The sequence below is a fragment of the Aquimarina algiphila genome, from assembly GCF_947494415.1.
In the GTDB taxonomy this organism is placed as follows: Bacteria; Bacteroidota; Bacteroidia; order Flavobacteriales; family Flavobacteriaceae; genus Aquimarina; species Aquimarina algiphila.
Map to the genome: position 1 here is coordinate 528,742 of NZ_CANLVC010000002.1, position 23,158 is coordinate 551,899.

Genomic DNA, 23,158 nt, shown 5'->3' on the forward strand with positions numbered 1-23,158 from the left:
TATGATGAAAAAAATAACGATATATTTAGTTTTTACTTTATTCTTAGGAGTACCTCAACTACTATTTTCTCAGCAAGAAACTGCTGAGATTAAGGTGTTGGCTCTTAAAAGAGGCAATCATATTAAGTTACGTTGGGGGCCTACATCTTCTATAGCATGGTTGAAATTAAACAAGTACGGATATGAGATAGAGCGAATTACAGTTAAAAAAAATGGAAAACTGATGCCTCCGTCTTATGAAAAAAAAATACTTGATACCGTGGCTCCAAAACCTTTAGAAGAATTTAAAGCATTGGCAGATACTAATAATTATGCCTTGGTTATAGCCCAATTGATATATGGTAAAAACAGTATTGAAGCCGTAGAAAATCCAATTCAGAATATTCTAAAAACAAAGAAAAGTGTTGATAATAAATATTCATATGTGTTATTGTCTGCAGATATGGATTTTGAGGCAGCTACAATGGCTGGTTTAGGATATATGGATACTAGTATTGAAAAAAATGTTGTATACCTGTATCGCGTAAAGAGTTTAGCTCCAAAAATTAAAATAAAAACTGGGCTAAAACTAATAGATGTTGAAAAAGAAGAAATATTACCAGCTCCAATAGATCTTTTTGCTTTACCAGAAGATAAAAAAATTACATTAACATGGGATAAGGAAATCTATAAGTCAATTTATACAGCATATCACCTTGAAAAATCTGAAGACGGCTTAAATTTCGATAGAATAAATGGAAATACCCCATATGTCAATTTTAATCATGAAGGATCATTAAATAAACAAATGTTCTTTACAGATAGTATTACCGAAAATTATAAAAAGTATTATTACAGACTTATAGGAATTTCTGCTTTTGGAGAAAAAAGTCCACCATCAAAAATATTATCTGCAAAAGGCATCTCAAAACTCACAACTACTCCTAAAGTTGTATCTCATAAAGTTGAATCTCTTGATCAGGTACTCTTGAATTGGGAATTTGACAAAGAAGCCGAAAAACAAATTAAAGGTTTTTCAATTGATTGGGCGTCAAAACATGATGGCCCATACACCACAATAAAAACGAATATTCCCAATCATACAAGATCCACAACAATTCAAAAAGTAGAGGCTTCTAATTATTATAAAATTAATGCTCTTGGGATAAGTCATCAAAAAACTACCTCGTTGATGCATTTTGTACAACCCATAGATTCAATACCACCACATGCGCCGATTGACCTTACAGGCACTATAGATTCTTTGGGGATAGTTAATTTATCGTGGCAAGCTAATATTGAAAAAGACATATTGGGATACACGGTTTTTAGAGCAAACTTAAAGCAAGAAAATACGATACCTTCTAATGCTGAACTTATCACTACAAATAGCTTTACAGATACAATAAACATAGAAACATTAAATTCAAAAGTTTATTATCAAGTTATCGCTTTGGATAAGCGCTATAATCAATCAGATCGTTCTGAAAAATTAGAGTTGAAAAAACCTGATATAATAGCACCAACTCCACCTGTGTTTAAAGATTATAAAGTCACAGAAAAAGGAATTTCTTTACATTGGATCAATAGTAGTAGTGAAGATGTGATCTCTCATCATTTATACAGAAAAGAACTTGAAGAAGAAAATGATTGGCAACACATTTTTGAAACCGATACTATTGCACATTATACTGATAATACTATAAAATCGGGTACTAAATATCGATATGCAATCTTTGCAGTAGATGATAGCCAATTAAAATCTGAACCTTCTACCCCATTAACTATTACTGCTAATATGATGCACAGAAGTAATATTATAAAAGGGTTTAATGCTATAGCAGATAGAGAAACAAAAAATATAACCCTTTCATGGCGAAAAATGCCTGATCAAGTAGCAGAAATATTAGTGTATCGATCTAAAAATAAAGAAGCTCCCATGTTATGGAAACAAATACCGTCACATATTAATAAAATAGTAGATACAAGGATAAACCCTGACAACACCTATACCTATATTCTTAAAACCATTTTTGAAGGGTCAATACCCCAGACCGAAACAGTAGAAGTCATTTACTAGCAACGTACACCATCATGAGAAAAATAATCATACTACTGGTACTTATAACAGGAACAATCTCAAACATATCTGGTCAAGAAGGTATCACTTTAACCGAAGGTAATAAAGCTTATTACAAACTTACAGTTTCGGGAAACAGATCCTATTCTGATGGCCCTTGGTTTTTTGGCACTACAGTATGTGATAAAGGAATTAAAGAAATCCGTTTTCTTGATAAAAACAACCAGAAGGTTAAAACCGTTGGCACCAATGGAAAAACGGGTGTATTCTCGTATAATACCGGTGACCATGAATTTACAAAAGACCAATTCCCTATTCAAATTCATATAGATAGTGATTTTGTAGACAGGCTTTTATGTAAAGGGTTTGCTATTTATGATTTTCCTCAGAGTTGGTATACCGATGATTTTAGGAATAGAGGCATGGATGTTATAAAAGTAGAATATAATAGAGCGTGTTACCCCCAAGGGTATACTGGATTTTGGAGTCCGGATGGGAGAAATTATGGAGATATATTTTACTATCATGCTGCTTATGTTTATATGCGAGATCTTGAAGTGAAATCTGATCCCATAATAGAATTAAAAACTCCAAGCGAACCTTTATACTTAGGAGATGATGAATATATAACCGTTGCGGTTCCTGATAGTTTCATAGAGAATTATTCCTACTATTGGAAATACAAAGTAGGTAATGACCGTTATAGATCGATTTCATCGCGATATGTCAATGTAGAAAATGGTAAAAAAGTACTACGCATAAAAGGAAAAGAATTTTTAACTCCAGCCGCATATGGTAAAAGAGTAAGATTAGAATTAGATGCAGGTTGCGGAGTTTCAAATCCTATATCTTTTACTTATTATCCATCTGCTCCACACGTTACAAAAATTGAAACTGTTGACCCTATTTGTTATAGAGGCGATGGTGAAGTTAAAATATCCTTTAGTAGAAACCTGAATAATTCAGTACAAGAAAAGTTAACCATCAATCTTGCCAATAGTTTAGGCGTAATACATTCCAGTGGTATTCATACTTCTTTCACACAAGATAATAATAAATACAGCTATACATTTACAGGAGTAAAAGCTGGAGAATATAACATAGAGTTTGCAGGAGGAAATATGACAATCGGAGGCCAGATACTAAGTACAGTAGTTAGAGATCCTAAAGATCCGATAAATATTGTAGATCCTACACAAGTTCTTTTTAGCACTAATATTAAAGATTCTAGCTGTAATGATGGTGATGATGATCCTGATAATAATAATGACGGAAAAATTACCATTACTGCAGAAGGAGGTCGTGATGGTGTTTATCAATACTCGATTCAAAGTGTAAGTAATACGAATCTTTTGAGTTGGTATAACTTTGAAAATAATGATAGTCACATAGTCGAAAATCTTCAACCTGATCTTTATAAAATTCGGGTACGAAAAAAAGTTGGAAACATCTATTGTAACGGATATCTTAAAGATGATGTTTCTGCAATAATTGCAATAAACTTCATCAAAGAGCCTACCACAATCTTAAAGGTGGATAATGTGTTTTATAAAGAACCCACTGCATTTGGTTTTGAAGATGGTAAAATCAGGTATCTAATTACAGGAGGGACTCCTTTTGATGATGGAACATATACATATGAATGGAAAGATTCACAAGGAACTGTTCTAAACACTGTGCACACCGAAGTTCTGCCCGATGACGAAGGATCTGTAATCACCCTTCATTCTATTGGAGCCGACATATATACACTAAAGGTTACAGATAAAAATTATAATGAAGCTACATATACGACAGGCTGTTTTGAAGAAAACATAACATTCAACTTAAAACAACCCGACCCTCTTAAAGTAACTTTTGAAATTGTAAATCCTATTTCATGTAATATAAATAATGAATATAATAATGGTAGGGATTTTGAACCACCTTTAAATATTCCAGATCAGTTTCAGGATGGTGAACTTGTGGCTCATGTTACTGGGGGAGTTCGTTATAACACAGAGGCTATTGTTAGCCCAACGATCAATGTCCCTCGTAACCAAAAAGGAAATCAGCTTCCATACTATTATCATTGGAAAAAGAAAATAAATAATGTCTGGAAAGCAATACCAGTAAACGATAGTATAATTAATCATCAAAGTTTTGGAGATTATGCGCTAAACATTACAGATAAAAATGGAATTGTATTAGGAAACTATATTTCTATAAAAAATAGTGATGATGAATTAGAATACATCTTGGCTACAGCTATAGATAGTACAATGTATTTAACACAACCAACTAAACTAGAAATCACTTTTGAAAAAACTATTATAAGTTGTTTTAGTGGCGCCGATGCTACTGCCAGAGCAATAGTAAAGGGAGGTACACCACCATATTCTTATTATTGGAGCAACGGAGCAAATAGTGCCTTTGCCAATAACTTAAAAGCAGGTAAGCATTCAATTTATGTTACAGACAGTAAAGGCTGCACAATTGAAGGCATTGTTAGCATTGACCAACCTAATGGATTAGAAATCCAACCTATAAATATTACAGAGCCTACTTGTCATCAAGGTAACAATGGACGTATACAGATAACAGTAAAAGGAGGCAACCCTCCATATAGCTACTTGTGGAATACAGGTAACACTTCTACAGAAATAAAAGACTTAACAGCGGGTACATATATTTTGGAGGTCACAGATAGTAAAGGGTGTAAAGCATTTTATGAGAAAATTGTAAAAGACCCTGAACCTATAGTCATCAACTTAAACGAGAAAAAATCTCTATGTGATGGACAAACTTTATCCCTGGATGTTACAATCAATGACCCTAAGGCTACTTATTCATGGTCTGCCAACAATGGGTTTACAAGTAACAGTGGTACAATACTGATTGATCAAACTGGATTATACACAGCTACAGTAACCAATGGTTTAGGATGTAGTAACCAGGCAACCATTAAAGTAGTCGTTTTTGATACTGCAATCGATGCCCATTATTTAATCGCTACACAAGCTTATGTAGATCAGGAAGTGACTCTGATTAATATTAGTGATCCAGTTGGAGAAAAAGTGGAATGGAGTATCTCTGAAGAGGTTAATATAATTAAAGAAGATAAAAACGAACTTACGGTAATCTTTGATAAAGAAGGTACTTATGAAATTAATTTACGATCTCACATGGGAGATTGTTTTGAAGATTTTACTAAAAAGATCATAGTACAACCGGCCATAGCGACCTACAAACCGTCTGATAACGATAGCTTTATAAAAGAATTCATCCTATTTCCTAATCCCAACACAGGAGCATTTCAATCTAAAATAGCATTAGAAAAAGCTTCTGATATTTCGGTTAAGATCATTAATCTATCCTCTGGAGCTGTTCTCAGTGAAAAAATAGGACAAAATAATACAGACTTCTTATTAGACTATTCTGTTTCATTTCCTTCGGGAGTATATTTAGTACTTCTAGAAACCCCTCAAGGATCATCAAGGCGAAAACTTGTAATCGAATAGACTAGTTCAAAAAAAACAGAACCCAAAAGAACATGAAAAAAATAGGTCATATTCTACTCTTACTATTGTTTTGGTCTTGTCTTAAGGAAGAAGCTGTACCTGTACTGGCAGATTTTGAATATAAGGTTCTTGAAAACGACTATTCTATTCCGGTAAGTGTCATTTTCTTTAATAGAACAGAAGGGGCAGATCAATATGAGTGGCGTTTTGAAGGAGCAAATCTTTCAAGATCCATAGATAGAAACCCGGGTATCATTAAATTCAATACTAAAGGAATCTATACAATAACACTTACTGCTACTAATATAGATGGTTCTGAAGACACCAAAGCCTTAGATATTAAAATTGACAACCCGGTAACAATTGATTTTACGGTCACTAACTTGATCAATACTTTTTCTCCTGCCACCTATACTATTAAAAACTTATCCCAGGGAGCAGATACCTATACATGGATATTTGAAGGAGGCACTCCGTCAAGTTCTACTGATCAAGATCCCGGAGAGGTCGTATTTAAAGAACCAGGAGAGCACATCATATCATTAGAGATTAGTAATGGTAGAGAAACCTATATAAAAAGCACATCTATTAAGGTAGCACCATACCTAATTACTGACTTTGATTACACCATTGCTTTTGAAGATGATGATTATCAAATACCCGCAAAAGTTAATTTCAAAAACACATCGATTAGTGCAACCGGCTATACATGGAACATTGAAGGTGCGGATATCACCACTTCAAAAGACAAAGATATAGAGGTAGTATTTAATACCGTTGGTGAACAAAAAATTACCCTTACAGCCACTAACGGTAAAGAAAGTAACACAACAACTCAAAGGATTACATTGTATAAGAATACTAATTTACGAGAGTTTAAAAATGTAAAGTTGGGAATCAATACAGCCCATAAAAATAATACTGTAGGTAGTTTTTTCAGTATTTCAACACGAGAAGTGTATACCAAGCAACAAATAACCCCAGAGATTAGCAAAACAATCGACTTAGTTTTTTATGGATTAAACAGCACATATCAAAGAAATCAATTTGTAAGCCCTAACAAGCTATCAGGTACTCCATTTGACGATATCCGGGACCCAAAAACAACTGTATTTATAAATACACAAGAATTATGTGGTTGTTCAGCTTCATTAACAGATAAACAGTTTGATGAAATGAAAGATGATACGCTACTTAGAAATCTTACTATTGACACAGATGACAATCTATATTTTGATAATTCTACTACCCCTAGAATTATACTATTTAAAACACAAGAAGGTAAAAAAGGGGCTATTAAAATTAAGGAGTTCAGAAAAGATGGAGAAAATTCATACATCCTGGTAGATATAAAAACACAGAAAAAAATAAGATAAGCACCTGAAAATATGAGCCATAACTACAATAATACAAATAGAAAATGTTGAATAGCAAATTCTATACATGTACTGAGCTAAGTCGAAGGATAACCCCAAAAAAAGCAATAACGGAACTGATGAAAGAAAAAATCACACCTTGTTTAGTGATATCATTGTTTTTAATAACATCTATATATGCACAAATATTACCGGTTCAATCTACTACACAGTTAATACCGCCTTATAGTTTAAAATTATCAGATTATAGTACTGCTACTTTAGACAAAATATTTCTAAATATCGTATTAATTGATGTTCTCGAACCTACTATACAGGTTAGACTTAAGATGTTTATAGAAAATAGTGCCGGATTATCTATACAGAGCAGAGACCTGGTTACAGGAGCATCTCCAATTACCTTAGAAGGTGGAATTCCGACAAGATTAGGTAATCTCGATTTACAACCTTATTTCGAATTGAATAACTTGCAAGGAATTACTCCACAACAATACAACACTACTTTACCCGAGGGTTTATATCGTTTCTGCTTCGAAGTTTATGATATTATATCAGGTAAGAAAATATCCAGAAAAGATTGTACTACAGTATACCTTGTACTTAACGATCCTCCTTTACTAAATTTGCCTTCACGAGGAGAACAAGTGGTTGTCAAGAACCCGCAAAATATATTTTTCACATGGACTCCCAGACATCTTAATGCAACCAACGTAGAATATGAATTCACCCTAAAGGAATTATGGGATCGAAATACAAATCCACAAACCGACTTTTTAAAAAGTCCTCCCCTATTTGAAACCACAACTCGTGCCACAGCATTATTATATGGACCTGGAGAAACACAACTCTTACCAAATAAAACATACGGCTGGCGAGTTAGAGCTTATGTAAACGATGGGATTAGTAAAACTTCTGTATTTAAGAATGATGGTTATAGTGAAATCTATCATTTTACATATAACGATACTTGCGAAGAACCTAAATATATATTAGCAGAGTCAGAAGGTATGACCAAGGAAAGTATTACCTGGGAAGTTTCAGATCATATACAGTACCAAGCTGAATATCGAAAAAAAGGGTCAGAAAATGATTGGTTCAAAGGAAATACTACGGTAGGTACAATAACGATATATGATCTCGAACCAGGTACTACTTATGAATACAGGATTGGAGGGCAATGTATAAATAATGGCCCTTATGTATATTCAGCAATTTCAGAATTTACCACCAGTATAGCCGCTGTGGATAATATGGTTTCTAATTACAACTGTGGTATAGCACCAGATATAAAAATCACTAATCAAGAGCCTCTTTCAACATTAGATCCAGGCAAAGGTTTTACAGCAGGAGACTTTGATGTAAGCTTAGAAGAAGTGAGCGGTGGTAATGGCGTTTTTAGCGGCAAGGGATACATCACGGTACCTTATATGAGAGATGCAAAAATTATGGTTGACTTTAATAATGTCAGAATCAATACTGAATACCAATTAATTGATGGTGTTGTCAATACTAGTAAATAGTGCCATTAGTATTACGATATCTTTTTACACACTTGTATGGGTGCATTTAAATGGGATAAAAAAATAGTGACGATTTGAAAAAGATATTCCTATTTTTAATGTTTCCTATATTTTCTTTTTCGCAAAATATAGATAACCAATCTATTACTAATATTATAAAGAGTAAACCAGTCGAAATAAACGGTCAAATCTCTGCTAATAGTATATATTATAATGCAAATAAGAACTCAGGTAGAAGTCCATTTACCTATTTTCTTCAAGGAATGCTTAATGTAAGTATATATAGTTTTTCAATGCCTATAGAATATAGTTTTTCTAATCAGGGAGAAAACCTGGATTACCAACTCCCTTTCGAATATAATTCACTTAGTCTACATCCAACATACAAATGGGTAACTGCACATATCGGAACAGTAAATATGAGTTTTTCTCCATATACTATGAACGGTCATCAGTTTGTAGGAGGAGGTGTTGATTTAACTCCTTCAAAATCTCTAACGATTAACGCTATGAGCGGTGAACTGCGAAAAGCAATCCATGATGATGGTAATCCCAGAACAACTCCGTCGTATAGTCGTATAGGATATGGTATTAAAGCACAACTTAAGAAAGGAAAATATAGTCTTGGGGTTACAGGTTTTTATGCAAAAGATGATGAAAACTCTATTGACTTTATCCCAGAGGCCAGAAATATACTGCCTAAAGAGAATTTAGTCCTTAGTATTGAAGGTGAAATAAAAATGGGAAAAAACTATACATTACAAACAGAATATGCTTCTACCGCAATATCACAAGATATAAGGGCTACCCCCTTAAAAACAAATGACTTTTCTCTTACAGGAGTCTTTTTTAATAATCGTATCTCTACAGAATATCATAATGCGATCAAAACTCGTTTTGGATATACTCAAAAATCAATCAATCTGGGGATAGGTTATGAACGTATCGATCCCGGGTATGAAACATTAGGGGCGTACTTTTTTAATAATGATTTTGAAAACATAACCCTTGACCTTGCTAACACATTTTTCAAAAACAAATTATCACTTTCTTTAAATATTGGTTATCAAAGAGATAACTTAAACAATGCAAAAGCAAACAGTACAAATCGCACCATAGGATCAATCAATGCACAAGCTACCTTATCAGAAAGATTAAGTCTTACAGGGTCATTTTCTAATTTCACAACCTATACCAATACCCGTCCTAATCAGTTTGATGATGTAAATGATGCTGATGTATTAGATGAGCAAGTAGAAGAATTAAACTATAGACAATTATCCAGGAACGCTACTGTATCGATGAATTATATACTTTCTAATAAGAAGACATCAATTCAAAATCTAGCAGTGAATTATGTCTTAAATGATGTAGCAAATGAGCAGGATGGAAATGTAAGAATCGGAGACGTTTCAAGTTTTCATAATTTAAGCTGTGCGCATAGCATAAATATTCCTAAAAATAACATTTCGATAAGTACAGCAATCAATGCAACCTATAATACTGTAGGTAGAGAAGAATCTACGACTTGGGGGCCAACGCTAAGCATCGGCAAACGTTTTTTTAATAAAACCTTAACCTCTCGCCTGGGAGGATCATACAGCCAATCCAGCGGAATATCAGGAAACTCAAAAATCACTAATTTTAGACTCAATCTTGGGTATGTAGCATTCGAAAAGCACAATTTTAGTTTAAACGCAATACAATTATTTAAGTCTGTGGATCAAAAAGATAATTTTAATGAGTTTACAGTCACTTTTGGATATCACTATGCTTTTGGATTTAAAAAACCAAAAATTAAAATCAATAGAAAAGAAAGAAATCGTAGTGATTCTATTAAGATAAGATATAAGCAATATTTTTTTGAAGGACTTCCTAAAGAGATCACTCCAAACTTAACTTTAATACCAGAAAAAGAAGGATTTGCTCATCTAATCAAAGGAAAAAAACAAAGACTTAGCACACTTACCAATCAGTTGATTGAAACTCAGGAAAAAGATAAAAAAGTATATAAAGAAGTGGCCTTAAGTTATCTTAAGGAAATGGACTCCTATTTTGATTTTATAGATTTTTATAATCAAAAATTGTATGAATCTTATCTAAAACTGGTAGAAGAAGCTCAACAAATAGATAGACAAATCAGAGATGAATACATAATTTTAAGCGCAAAAATTAATAGCGCTGATGACAAAGATCCAGAAGATTTAATACAACAAACCATATTGCAAAAAAGATATGAAGCTCATAAAGAGCTGTTAAACTCCTTAATATCATGGAATCTTAAACTTGAGCATATCAAACATCCCAAAGAAGAAATGAGGAATTTTAAAAAGAATTACGCTGCTAAAGTGTTTGAAATGTTTCAAACAGATCGTTCTGATACAGAGATTGTAAAATATATAGAAATACGTCTTGCTGACAGGTTTCACAAAATGCTTTAGTATCGCATACCTATTTTATCTAACTTTATTGCTGATAGCTATTCCTGTTATATTAAAAAAACATCATACCATATTCTTTCGTATAATTCTTGTGTATAATTGATTAAAAATGAAAAAGTACCTGACACTATTATTCTTATTTTTTTCAGTAGTGGGGTTTGCAAAACTGAAAATTGCTACGGACACTATATCTTTTTGGAAAGTTTATAATGGAGGGAAACTTATAAAAGTAGGTGATATTTTTAGTAAAAATTCCAAGATCATTTTAAAGAAAGGAAAAATTAGAGCTATTGACACATTAAATGTAAAATACTTTGATGATACTCCTTGTCATGATTGCAATGGAAGTTTAACAATCAAGACTAAAAATGAAATGGAAATCAAAAAAATTGAAAATCTAAAAAGCAATTATGATTTCGATGTAAAAACTACTGATGTACAAGTTTTAGCGTTTAAGAACAAAAGCTCTATTTTGAAATTTTATTATCGAGAAGATGATTCTCAAAATGAAATTTTATTATTTGAAATTGAAATAAAATAAAACTATATGTAACAATGTGTATAATATCCATGATACTTTCGGGATTCAAACTCATCATATAAGAAACGTTAGCAGCAATTAAATACGATATATAAATGAAGCCAGAAGATTTTATAACAGCATATGAAACTGCTTTAAAAACGCAGGAATGGAAAAATATTGAACCATTATTTCATGATAATGTTTGTGTGACATTTTCAAATGGAACTGTGCATAATGGAAAATCAATGGTGAAGGTTGCTTTTGAAAATAATTTTTCGGTAATCAAGAATGAAGAATATTCAATACAAAATGTCAAATGGGTATTAAAAAACGAGTCAATTGCTGTTTTCTTGTTTGATTTTTTTTGGGAAGGTGTTATTAATAAAAAGTATACAAAAGGAAACGGAATTGGGACTTCTGTATTGATAAACAAAAATGGAAAATGGATTCTATTGACAGAAAACCTAAGTAAAAAAGCAACTTGACAAATCAATAGAAGGAATAAAAACAAAGAATTCTATGTCCAAGTATTGAGATTGAATTCGTTATATAATTAAATTGAAAGAAATGGCAAATATTAGACACAACTTAACAATTACCGCATCTACTAAACAAGTATATGATGCAATAACATTAGAAAATGGTTTAAAAGGCTGGTGGACACAAGAAGCTACTGCAAAACCAGAAGAAGGAAACATAAATCATTTCAAATTTGGTGATGAATATTTCAACAAAATGAAAATCTTAAAACTAGATCCCCCAAATCAAGTTCATTGGGAATGTGTAGATGGAGATAAGGAGTGGATCGGAACTAATTTGTCTTTTGAACTGGAAGAAAGAGACGGCATTACTTTCCTTAGATTCTCCCATTTAAATTGGGCAGAAGAAAGTGAATTCTTTGGATTTTGCAGTCATCATTGGGGTAGGTTTTTAGATAGCCTTAAATCATTGTGTGAAACTGGAAAAGGTCAACCATTTATAAAATAGATTACTGAAATATAATTCACTCTGCCGTATAACAAAGTGAATTATGATATTTATCGACTACTCCAAAATGTGTCCGACTGATTGATTGATGATAGTTCCTGTCATATAACTTGCTAAATCCGATGCTGCTAAGACCACAACATTTGCTGTATCTTCTGTAGAAGGGAGTTTTTTCATTGATGTTTTATTTTGCGTTATAAATTGCTGCATTTCATCTCTACTCATTCCCATATTTGATCCCATAGTAGCAAAAGTATAGTCAATTGTAGGTGAATCGGGCATTGCTTCTGTTCTTACACCAATTACTCTTACCCCTTCTGGCCCCCACTCATTTGCCAAACTCTTTAGTAAACCTTCAGTAGCAGCATGAGATGCTGTTAATGCTGGACTCCATGGAGAGCCCACCTTAGCCAAGGTAGAAGTGATAAATATGATAACCCCATCCCCTTGTTGCGACATTATTGGGTATGCTGCTTTAGCAGTAAGAAACTGGCATGCAGTAGTGGATTTCAAAGGCATCATAAATTGCTCTAAAGATACTTCCATAGCAGGTTTTCCATGATTATACTCTGCTGGATCCGAAGCACTTAAATTAATCACAATATCAACAGCTAAGTTTTCTTTTTTAAACCAATTAAAATACTCTTTAACGGCGGTCTCATCTAAAGTGTCCAACTTTCTTATTTCTCCTATCTCTGATTCTTCTGCTATGCCATCTACATTAATATCAGACATATAAATAACGGCCCCATGTGCCTTTAAAGTTCTTGACACTTGCATTCCTGTAGCTCCTTTGGCTCCAAAAACAAGCGCATTCTTGTTTTTTAATAATTGATTATTCATATTTTGAGTTTTAATTTTGACTATTCGCTACTAAGTTTGGAGCTCCAATTCCCGTTTCTAAATATTGCTTAAGGCTACTTGCTATAAAATGAGTCCACCCAGCATCACAAATTTCATAACAATTTAAATTTGGGGTTAACCCTTTGTGGGTAAATGAAACTTCTATCATCTCATCACTTAGCCCTTTAAAAACAAAAGATATTTTGCTATTCAACCATTCTTTCTTTATGTTTTTAAGACCTGAAAATGAATGATTTGCATAAATACATCTCCAAGTGACATGACGAAATTCTTCCAATTCTGAAATTACAAAACGCCATTCTGTATCTTCTTCAAAAAAAACAGAAAACTCATGTCCAATTTCATTAGCTACTTTGTTATCTACGTTTCCCCACCATTTATTCACTTCAGTTGTTATTGCTTCAAATGCTTTTTCTTTTGATGCTTTAACTCTAATTGTTTTTTTAAAATCCATATTCATTTGTATTAATTTTATTATCTAAAATATTCTGGAGCTAAACTTATCCAACCTCGAGTTGTATTTTCATATAGCTTTTTATACTTCTCATAATCTTTAGAATTATAAAATTCTTGAGCATTCTTAACCGATTTAAACTCTATCACTACGACAACTTCTAATGGTGACCCAAATAAATTTTTAGATTTTGGCGTTGCCACCAAAAATTTTCCATTAAACTTTTCCAATACTTCATTTATTATTTTCACAGGAGGAACGTAATTCTTCTTATCTGTCACTGTATAATTTTCTATAAGATAACCTCTGTTCATAAATCTAATTTTTCATGTATATTTGACCAGTTGCAAAAAACAACTAGACAAATATATAAAACTAATTGTTTTTTACAACTAGTTTTTAAATAAAACTAAAAAAATGAAAGAGTCAAAATCATTGTGTCCTGTAAATCAATACCTTGAAGTCTTTGGAGATAAGTGGACTTTACTAATAATAAGGGATATTATGTTTGACGGGAAACGATACTTTAATGAAATAAGAGATTCTGATGAGAAAATCGCAAGTAATATTTTAACAGACAGACTTAATAAATTGGAAAAATCAGGTGTTATACTTAAAACAAGAGATATTAAACACAAGCAAAAAAACATATATACATTAACCAAAACGGGCATTGATCTAATGCCTATTATAATAGCAATGTCTGAATGGAGTTTAAATCATAGAAAAGTTTCTGATAAAGATAGAATATATGTCTCAAACCTCATAAAGGGAGGTAAGGCATTACAAAACAAAATGAGTGCAGCCCTTTTAGAAGAGTTTGAATCTATTTCTAAAAATTAGATTACATTTTTTTTGCTAAAAGAAGTAAACAAATGTAATTTACCTAGAGAGAAATATTAATTGAATTATGGAATACCTAATTAAACAAAACATTTAAAAAAACTATAATGTAAACAAAATGTATAACTAATGATATGAAGTTTTATAAACTATTTCTAATACTAACTTTTATTATAATACATCTATCTTGTAAAGCCCAGGAATTAGATTCAAGAATCGAGATTGTTCCTGTAATCATTGAGCAAGAAGCAACATCTATTTGGAGAACGATCAATGATATTGCTTTTTTTGAAAAACAAGGCTATACCATAAACCTTCCTAAACACAAGTTAATCGATTCACTGATTGTTAAATCAAAAAATGGAACATTTAGAAACGAAGATTTTACATCCATTTACACTCTTTTAGAAACCAAAATATTCAATAAAGAACACTATACTAAAGCCATTGAAAAATTAAATAAACATAGCAATCTTATTAATTCATTAATTAATCAAATTGATGCTCAAAAAAAGGATTGGGATTGGGAGTTCAATATATTTGATACTTATAAAATTATATTAACTCTGTATGGAACAGGAGGAAGTTATGATCCCGATGAAGGAACTATAACTTTATTGACCACTCAAGAAGGCAGTTTTATGAATTATCAAAACCCTGCAAATACTATAATCCATGAAATCACTCATATGGGAATGGAATACTCAATTGTTCAGAAATATAAGCTTTCTCATGGCAATAAAGAGCGTATAGTTGACACCTTTGTCTTTCTAATGTTTAAAGAAGCACTTCCTGAGTATCGTATCCAAAATATGGGAGACATAAAAATCGATAATTATTTAAATACTCAGAAAAATATAAACGCACTAGATGAAATAGTATCAAAATTTGCCAACTAATTGTTTTAGCAAAATATTAACCTGTGATGCTTGGTTTCCTTTTACTATTTTAGTTATTTAAAATATGCGACTAACTATCCCCTATTAGTTGTAAAAAAATTAATACAAACATTATGAAGAACAAATTATCCTTACTTATAGTCGGACTTTTGTTCATTTGCTGTTCTGACAAACAAAAGACAAAAAATGACACTCCTATTACAATAGTAAATAAGTTCGATCATGAAGAGGTAAAGTGGTTCAAGACCAAAGGAAAAGGAACGATAAAAGGAGTCGCAAAATTCAAATCAAAACAAGGAGATTTACGCTTTGGAGAAGAATTTAGAATAGAATTAATGCCTAACTGTCTTTATACTGAGGAGAGGTTAAGTAAAATATACCAAAATAAGAATTCTGGATTTATTTATGTAGAAGATGGTATTCCCAAATTTACTCCTGACCCCAAAGGATATCACGAAACAAAAAAAACAATGTGTAATCAAAAAGGTGAATTTAAATTTAATAATCTTCCTAAGGGTGACTATTACATCATTGCTTTTATGTTATGGGATAAAACAGGAGGTGGAATAATGCAGCACGTAGTACTTTCTGAAAATGAATCAAAAAGTATCAAGATGATTAACTTTTAATAAATCAAACATAACTTCTCCTTACTATGTATAAAAAAAGAGGATATGTAAAATGATCTATTTACCTAACCTAGATGCACATAACTAATCTTATCTATCCATAAAAAACTCATCATATGAAAAAACATCTTCCAACGATTAACTTTATCCTTTTACTCCTGCTGGCTTGTTTTATTTTTTTTGACAGACAAACCAGTGCAATCGAAACATTTAAAGAAATACAAGCGGAAAGATTAAGCATTATTGGTGCCGATAAAAACCTATATATAGCTATCAGCAATCCAGAAAAACAGGCTTTAGCCACTACTCATGGTGTGCCTAATAATCCCGGTTCTGATAGAGATTTACCCGGAATAATATTTTTTAATCGTGTTGGCGATGAAGTAGGTGGTATTTATTATGATGGAACAGATGATGAAAATTTTGCCGGAATAACTTTTGATCAGCAAAAAAATGATCAGATTATGGCAATTATGAAGGATGAATACATCGAAAAAGGGGAATGGAAAAGGTGGTATGGAATGTTCTTTAGAGAAAGGTCGGATTCCATCAGAGTTCAAAAACTTTACGATAAATTTCTAGAAAGAACCAAATCAATGACCAAACAGGAAAAGGATAATGAGTATTTAAAATTTAAAAAATATCTGGATTCAGAAATTAATATTTATAGAATGTTCCTTGGTCGGGAAGAAAGTAAAAACACCGGCCTATTCATTTATGATTCTAAAGGTAATGAACGGATCAAAATTTATGTTGACAAGTTTGACAATACTCGATTTGACATTTTGGATAAGGATGGAAATAAAATTAATGCCGAGAACGATGTAGAAGAATAAAATGTTTTATAACTATTAAATGATTACAACTAAGAAAATAACATAGCGAGATTCTGATGGAATTTATGAAGGTTTTTTAGCTCATAATCAAAATATTAAAACCAAAATGCCCGTCATACTAATTGCCCATGCATTTGGAGGCCAATCCATATTTGAAGAACACAAAGCGATTGAACTCGCCAAATTAGAGTACATTGGTTTTGCAATTGATATTACTTATCTTAATAATCTATTATAGAGTTCTGCGTTTATATTTATATAAAAACCTATCGAAATATGAAAGTCTCAACCAAACTAATGTCACTCTTATTAGGATTAGTGATTTTGGCCTGTAAATCTGACTCAATTTCTAAAATGAATATTGGTATAGAAAAAATTGAGAATGGTTTGATTACGACCGCTTCTATAAATGGTAAAAATGGAGAGTATAATATTTATAAAAGAATGGAATATTATGGTGTTCCTGGGGTTAGTATTTCGGTTATAGACAAAGATACCTTCCGAATAAAAAAGGGTTACGGTCTTCGCAATATCGAACAAAAAGATTCTATTGACTCAAATACAATATTTCAAGCCGCGTCTGTAAGCAAGCCTATAACCTGTTTTGCCATATTAAAAATGGTAGAAAGTAATTTAGTTTCCTTAGACGTAGATGTAAATAGTTATTTAAAAAATTGGAAAATAGATTATTCAAATTATAAGGATTCTACTAGAGTTACTCTTCGCCAACTCTTGTCACATAAATCTGGATTATCTGTTGGAGGGTTTCAAGGCTATGAAAATAAAGATAGTATCCCAAATTTAATAAGTATTCTAAATGGAACCAGCCCTTCTAACAATACACCTGTGAAGTTAAAATTTCAACCAGGCTCAGATTGGTCTTATTCTGGAGGTGGATATGTTGTCATACAAAAAATCATTGAGGATGTCTTACAAGAAAGATACTCGGATGCTATGGACTCTATAGTACTAAAACCCCTTAAAATGGATTCGAGTTTTTTTGATCCAACTTTTGCAGATAAAAATAAAAACGTAGCTCTAGGGTACAATTATGATCGCAGCCTTGTAGGTAGTGGCTGGAGATTTTATCCTGAGCTGGCAGCAGCTGGATTATGGACCACCCCTTCTGATATATTAAAATTCATTGTGGCAATTGGAGATTCCCTTAATAAGAAACCAAATAGTCTTTTAACTGCTGATAGTGCGAAGGAAATGCTTGACCTAGGTCTTTTTGTGGATAATAAAGAAGAACCGACCGTATTTTCCTTTAGAGGAACAAACAAAGGATACCGTTGTGAATTTATCGGATTTACGAAAAATGGCGAATGTAATGGGGCGATGGTTATGACAAATTCATATGCAGGAAGGTATTTAATTCAAGAAATTTTACGATCAATAACAAGACAATATGATTGGAGATATCCTTTCGCAAAAGAACCGGTTGAATTTATCCAAAACCTAACTAACAATAAACCAATACATCAATTCAGTGGTGATTATCAATACGCTGATAGTAAATTCGTTTTTTCAGTAAAACCTTCAGATAGCCTATTGTTAATAGAAAGACATTGGAATGGAAATTTTTCTTATTTGACACAAATTTCGGATAGTCTATTTATTGATACATCAACCTTGAATGAATACAAGTTTGTCTATAATCAAGAAAATAGAAATCCTATCCTAATTGTCAATAACAAACGAGAATATAAAAAAATAAAGTAACTGCGCTTAATGTTGACTATAATTCATTGTAATTAATTATTGATACGACTCAACTTACCAAAACCCATATGTATTTTCTATTCAGTTTGTATTTACTAAATTGGGTATTTAAACCATCTAACACATCTTATACATGAATTGTTGGCAATACTAAAATCTATAAGAATGAAATGTAGTATACTATTCTTAATCTCACTTGTAATAAACTGTAGTGTCTTTAGTCAGAATAAAACCAATACAAGTATAGCAGAAACGGATTATTTTGAATTCTATAGTGATTATTGGATCAATCTTCATCATTTTTTATTTCAAAAAGCTAGTGGTGATCAGGAAAAAAGGATACAAGAAGATGGACACCGATTACTGGATATTAATGAAGCAGTCGTATATAAAAACTTGAACGATAAGCAAGCAAAAAAATTAACTGAAGCAATTACATATTACAAAAAGAACATCATCGATAGAAGTTTACACAGAGGGCTTGGCAGAGAACGCGTTTGGCTTCAAAAACAACCAATAGACCAACCTATAACAGATACCTTGTTTTCTAAACATTATACAAAAATTCTAAATCAAGCTTCAGAGGTATACAGAACTACGTTTTGGCCTATTCACACGAAACAAAATAAGCAGGTCATCACAAAACATCTGTCTACAATTAAAAAATTAGAAGCCAATGTATTTTCTAAAATGGTAAAACTCGCTCTCACCGATTGGCCCACAAAAACCAAAGTTAGAGTCGATTTAACAGCATATGCAAATTATGCGGGTGCTTATACACCTACACGACCTAAATTTAACCTTTTTATATCTACATTAGATCCTAGAATAGAAAGTACAACAGGTATTGAAATCCTATTTCATGAAGGATCACACCTATTCTTTCGGTATGGCGGTCCTTACAGAGAAGGCATTAGTAAAACCTTTAATAAAAAAGGGTTAAAAATAAAGTATCCAGGGCATTTATGGCATGCATCTATGTTTTATTTATGTGGTAGAGTTGTACAAGACGAATTGAAAAAACTGGGGAGTACTGCACATCAATTAATTATAGATGATCGGAATGTTTATAGTAATTATAACACCCCTGAATTTAGAAAAGCCTTAGAATCCTATTACCAAAATGAACATGATTTTGAAACCACGATAATTAAATTATTGGATAACTTAAATAGTCAATAAAAATAGATAGAAATTTGGTACGTTAAATTAATATACAACAAGTAAAACAAAAGATATTTAAGTTTCACCTTTAACAGGGTGTAATTATAACAACATAAATGATAATTTTGAAACTTAAATACATAACCACTATACATAATGAACACTAAAACTTTCTTACTTTTTTTTATAGGTATTACAATCGTAGGCTGCTCAGGAGATACTCCTGATAGTTATTTTGGTAAGACAACATTAAATGTCAATAGGTATTTTAATTTTGGAAAAAGAGACTTTACAAGTATGCAACAATCCCAAAAGCAAAATATGCTCATCAAACTATCTGATAGTGAAATAGGGTATACAGAAAGTTATGTCGAACATATAGAAACCTATTTAATCCCTTTAATCAATGAGGATATTAAAAAAGTAAAAGATCTAAAACCTACAACAGATACTCAGGAATTAATCGATGCATCTTTAGAAGTATATACCTTTATACAACAATCGTATGAGACCGATTATATGGCAATAGCAAAAATGATGGATGCCAAAGAAAGTCAGAATAAAATTGATGCAGCCATCGAACAGCTACAAGCCGAAAAAGCATCCCTCCTCAATGATAAAAAGAATAAATTATACTTTATAGCCAAACCTTTTGCAGAAAAAAATGGTATTAATGCCGAGTTTAGATAAGATTACAAAGTGGAAACTATATCGATCACCTTAAAACTTGTGCTGCAGATCCTGCTAAAGGGCTAACCCTGGTTTCTAATTTTGATGAACCAATAATCATTTAAAAATAAAACGTAGAACAATACCCTGTACACCTCATTATGACTGAATTCTAAATCAAAATTCATTGCAATTTCATTAACTTTGAGTAAAGCAAAAAAACCTTGCGGATATTTTCCACAACGAACCATACCTAAACATGTTGACAAACATTAAGAACACCGTGATAGAATTCAGACCTCTTAATAATTTATCAGTTTATTTAGATCGTCTTACAAAAGGTCGATTATGGATTAAGGTAAGTATTGGAATCATTTTAGGGGCGGGATTAGGGATTCTACTTAATCCATCTACAGGACTGCTTTCAGAGGATATTAGTTTGCGGCTGGCCGATTGGCTTGATCTACCGGGTCAAATTTTTATGAGGCTGGTTCAGATGATCATGATCCCATTGATATTTACATCAATCATTACGGGAATTGTGAGTAACACCTCAGAGAACCTTAAAACCTTTGGTCTTCGGCTATTACTGTATTTTGTTTTTACTACTGCTATTGCTATCATAATAGGTCTGGCTGTAACACTTATTTTGAGACCCGGCCAGTATATTTTCACACTTGGTGGATTTCCAAATAGTGGTAAAAGTCAAATCGTTACTGATGAACAGACTAGTCTTATTGACAACATTCCAAATGCTATATCAAACCTTATCCCTAATAATCCGCTGGAGTCCATCTTAATGGGAGAAATGTTAGGCGTTGTAATTTTTACCATCATAATTGGTGTAGCAATTACCCAACTCAGTCAAGAAACAGCAAGACCTATTATTCGTTTTTCAGAAGCTATTCAGAAAATTTGTATGATCATAGTATCATGGGCTATGATGCTGGTCCCCTATGCTGTATTTGGTTTGATAGCAGCTTTGTTATCCAGAACAAGCATTGAAATATTCCTTGGTTTAGGATACTATATGGTTGTAGTTATACTGGGTCTGATCGTATTAGTGACATTCTATTTAGTACTGGTTTTAGTAGTAGCCAAGAAAAACCCTTTCAAGTTCTTAAAAGCAATTAAGGAACCACAACTATTGGCATTTTCTACCGCCAGTTCTGCTGCGGTTATGCCGCTTTCTATGAAAACAGCAGATGAAAAATTAGAGGTATCCTCTAATATCAGTGATTTTATTATTCCGGTTGGAGCCACAATTAATATGGATGGAACAGCATTATTTCAATGTGTAACGACTTTATTTCTGGCACAAGCTTATGGCATCGAATTGACCATAATCAACCTACTATTAATCACCTTCACCGTTGTGGCCGCTTCTATAGGAACTCCCGCCATTCCAGGAGGTGGAGTTATTATTTTGACAACGGTATTACAGAGTGCAGGAATTCCGATTGATGGTCTTATTATTATTATTGGGATAGATCGTATTTTGGGAATGTTTAGAACAGCTGTTAATGTAACCGGAGATCTTACTGCATGCTTAATCTTTAACAAGTTTTATGGGACTACATCAAACACTAAAACACGTACCAATGAAGACAAAAATATTACCTATCATAAAGTCGAATAAGATTTTGGGCATTTTAGCCTTACTTGTTTTTATCGGAGTTCTTGTATTCGATATATTTCATCTTTCTGCTTCTTACGGAATCGTGGAAATCAATAGTATAAACTCTCTATTATTAGTCCCATTCATAGTTCTGGTATGCTGGTTTGGGATATTACTTGGAAAATCAAAACTATCGGATGAATTTGATATGGCATATCAAGGAAAAATTAGCAATAGAGAAAAAGAAGTTATTGCTCTAATAGTCACAGGAAAGAAAAATAAAGAAATTTCGGATGAACTTTTTGTAGATATTTCGACTATAAAGTCACATATAAATAACATCTACCGAAAAACGGGAGTGAAAAACCGAAAAGAACTCATTTCGGTTGCCAAATCAGTTCTAGAAAAGGATTGAATCTACAAAATCCACCCTTTTTTCAGCCCTTTAACAATAGACATTCAAATTATTCTTGAATAAAATTGTAGAAAATTTTAAAGATCTACAACAATGAAAAAAATTAGAACACCAATTTTCTATGGCTTTGTAATTGCTTTGGCAGGAACCGTCTTAATGATTAGTTTGTTAGCACTTGATTTACTTGGTCCCAATGCCATCTCTTCTGATAGAGAAATGATTGGAGGGACCATCTTATTTTTAATGCTTTACCTCTTTTTGTTAATCGGAATTTATTTTGCTTTAAAGAAGAAAAAACAACAAAACAATTCTCAATTAAGCTTTAAAAATTCACTATTACTAGGTTTTATGATAAGCATATCGACTGCTTTATTTAGTATGGTTTTTACCTATATTTTCTATGAGATATTATATCCCAAATATGTAAATGAACTTCTTTTAGCGATGAAAGAAAAGATGAACCTTTTAAGCATCCCAAAAGAGAAAATCGATGAAAAGCTTGCAGAAAGGACTACATACTACAGCACCGCTATCCAAAGTGGTTATTCTTTTATAGGAAATTTTATTACCGGTATGGCATTTACTCTTTTATTGAGTTTTTTTTTAAAGACAAACAAAAAGATATAAATAAAAAGAAAT

The 23,158-nt window shown here is 32.2% G+C and carries 22 protein-coding genes; 19 read left to right on the forward strand and 3 right to left on the reverse strand.

All coding sequences use genetic code 11. The features are described 5' to 3' along the window. Position 1 precedes the first annotated feature (1 nt). From PQF96_RS04785 to PQF96_RS04820, 8 genes are all read left to right on the forward strand, one after another. Entirely contained in the window at positions 2–2,059 is a 2,058-nt protein-coding gene (locus PQF96_RS04785) for a fibronectin type III domain-containing protein (protein ID WP_271765271.1), read from the forward strand. 14 nt (positions 2,060–2,073) lie between these two features. Then, positions 2,074–5,559 carry a T9SS type A sorting domain-containing protein gene (locus PQF96_RS04790; RefSeq protein ID WP_271765272.1) on the forward strand — a complete coding sequence of 1,162 codons (3,486 nt, stop codon included), beginning with the start codon at positions 2,074–2,076 and terminating at the stop codon, positions 5,557–5,559. 32 nt (positions 5,560–5,591) lie between these two features. Next, the gene (locus tag PQF96_RS04795; RefSeq protein ID WP_271765274.1) at positions 5,592–6,935 is read left to right on the forward strand and encodes a PKD domain-containing protein; all 1,344 of its coding nucleotides are present in this window, start codon (positions 5,592–5,594) and stop codon (positions 6,933–6,935) included. A gap of 119 nt (positions 6,936–7,054) precedes the next feature. Next, entirely contained in the window at positions 7,055–8,455 is a 1,401-nt protein-coding gene (locus PQF96_RS04800; RefSeq protein ID WP_271765275.1) for a fibronectin type III domain-containing protein, read from the forward strand. Positions 8,456–8,529: 74 nt separating this feature from the next. After that, on the forward strand, positions 8,530–10,896 hold the full coding sequence (locus PQF96_RS04805; protein WP_271765276.1) for a hypothetical protein: 2,367 nt from the start codon (positions 8,530–8,532) through the stop codon (positions 10,894–10,896). A gap of 109 nt (positions 10,897–11,005) precedes the next feature. Further along, on the forward strand, positions 11,006–11,437 hold the full coding sequence (locus PQF96_RS04810) for a hypothetical protein (RefSeq protein WP_271765277.1): 432 nt from the start codon (positions 11,006–11,008) through the stop codon (positions 11,435–11,437). 95 nt (positions 11,438–11,532) lie between these two features. Continuing rightward, complete coding sequence (locus PQF96_RS04815; protein ID WP_271765278.1) at positions 11,533–11,904, forward strand: nuclear transport factor 2 family protein; 372 nt, start codon at positions 11,533–11,535, stop codon at positions 11,902–11,904. A gap of 82 nt (positions 11,905–11,986) precedes the next feature. Further along, positions 11,987–12,406 carry an SRPBCC family protein gene (locus tag PQF96_RS04820; RefSeq protein WP_271765279.1) on the forward strand — a complete coding sequence of 140 codons (420 nt, stop codon included), beginning with the start codon at positions 11,987–11,989 and terminating at the stop codon, positions 12,404–12,406. A gap of 57 nt (positions 12,407–12,463) precedes the next feature. Here the strand turns inward: PQF96_RS04820 and PQF96_RS04825 are convergent, their stop codons facing one another. Genes PQF96_RS04825 through PQF96_RS04835 form a run of 3 tightly spaced genes read right to left on the reverse strand, consistent with a single transcriptional unit; the run spans position 12,464 to position 14,038 of the window. Beyond that, positions 12,464–13,249: an SDR family NAD(P)-dependent oxidoreductase gene (locus tag PQF96_RS04825; RefSeq protein ID WP_271765280.1), complete on the reverse strand. Its 786-nt coding sequence runs from the start codon at positions 13,247–13,249 to the stop codon at positions 12,464–12,466. A 10-nt stretch (positions 13,250–13,259) separates the two neighbouring features. Further along, complete coding sequence (locus tag PQF96_RS04830; protein ID WP_271765281.1) at positions 13,260–13,724, reverse strand: SRPBCC family protein; 465 nt, start codon at positions 13,722–13,724, stop codon at positions 13,260–13,262. Between the two features lie 20 nt (positions 13,725–13,744). Continuing rightward, positions 13,745–14,038 (reverse strand): DUF1330 domain-containing protein, encoded by a 294-nt coding sequence (locus tag PQF96_RS04835; protein ID WP_271765282.1) that lies wholly within the window; start codon positions 14,036–14,038, stop codon positions 13,745–13,747. Between the two features lie 103 nt (positions 14,039–14,141). Between PQF96_RS04835 and PQF96_RS04840 the strand changes: the two genes are divergently transcribed. The 11 genes from PQF96_RS04840 to PQF96_RS04890 all read left to right on the forward strand — a co-directional run bounded on the left by PQF96_RS04840 (position 14,142) and on the right by PQF96_RS04890 (position 23,146). Continuing rightward, positions 14,142–14,567 carry a winged helix-turn-helix transcriptional regulator gene (locus PQF96_RS04840; RefSeq protein WP_271765283.1) on the forward strand — a complete coding sequence of 142 codons (426 nt, stop codon included), beginning with the start codon at positions 14,142–14,144 and terminating at the stop codon, positions 14,565–14,567. A 134-nt stretch (positions 14,568–14,701) separates the two neighbouring features. Next, positions 14,702–15,466, forward strand: coding sequence for a hypothetical protein (locus PQF96_RS04845; RefSeq protein WP_109435082.1), 765 nt, complete (start codon positions 14,702–14,704; stop codon positions 15,464–15,466). Positions 15,467–15,579: 113 nt separating this feature from the next. Next, positions 15,580–16,095 (forward strand): hypothetical protein, encoded by a 516-nt coding sequence (locus PQF96_RS04850; protein WP_271765285.1) that lies wholly within the window; start codon positions 15,580–15,582, stop codon positions 16,093–16,095. Positions 16,096–16,211: 116 nt separating this feature from the next. Further along, positions 16,212–16,931 carry a hypothetical protein gene (locus tag PQF96_RS04855; protein ID WP_271765287.1) on the forward strand — a complete coding sequence of 240 codons (720 nt, stop codon included), beginning with the start codon at positions 16,212–16,214 and terminating at the stop codon, positions 16,929–16,931. Positions 16,932–17,037: 106 nt separating this feature from the next. Next, positions 17,038–17,169 carry a hypothetical protein gene (locus PQF96_RS04860; RefSeq protein WP_271765289.1) on the forward strand — a complete coding sequence of 44 codons (132 nt, stop codon included), beginning with the start codon at positions 17,038–17,040 and terminating at the stop codon, positions 17,167–17,169. A 38-nt stretch (positions 17,170–17,207) separates the two neighbouring features. Continuing rightward, positions 17,208–18,653, forward strand: coding sequence for a serine hydrolase domain-containing protein (locus tag PQF96_RS04865; RefSeq protein WP_271765290.1), 1,446 nt, complete (start codon positions 17,208–17,210; stop codon positions 18,651–18,653). Positions 18,654–18,818: 165 nt separating this feature from the next. After that, on the forward strand, positions 18,819–19,835 hold the full coding sequence (locus PQF96_RS04870) for a hypothetical protein (RefSeq protein ID WP_271765292.1): 1,017 nt from the start codon (positions 18,819–18,821) through the stop codon (positions 19,833–19,835). Between the two features lie 138 nt (positions 19,836–19,973). Beyond that, entirely contained in the window at positions 19,974–20,507 is a 534-nt protein-coding gene (locus PQF96_RS04875; RefSeq protein WP_109435087.1) for a hypothetical protein, read from the forward strand. 238 nt (positions 20,508–20,745) lie between these two features. Next, positions 20,746–22,125 (forward strand): dicarboxylate/amino acid:cation symporter, encoded by a 1,380-nt coding sequence (locus PQF96_RS04880; RefSeq protein WP_271765294.1) that lies wholly within the window; start codon positions 20,746–20,748, stop codon positions 22,123–22,125. Further along, entirely contained in the window at positions 22,088–22,519 is a 432-nt protein-coding gene (locus tag PQF96_RS04885) for a helix-turn-helix domain-containing protein (protein ID WP_271765295.1), read from the forward strand. The genes PQF96_RS04880 and PQF96_RS04885 overlap by 38 nt, the downstream gene beginning before the upstream one ends. 93 nt (positions 22,520–22,612) lie before the next feature. After that, positions 22,613–23,146: a DUF4199 domain-containing protein gene (locus PQF96_RS04890; RefSeq protein ID WP_271765297.1), complete on the forward strand. Its 534-nt coding sequence runs from the start codon at positions 22,613–22,615 to the stop codon at positions 23,144–23,146. The last annotated feature ends 12 nt before the right edge of the window (positions 23,147–23,158 follow it).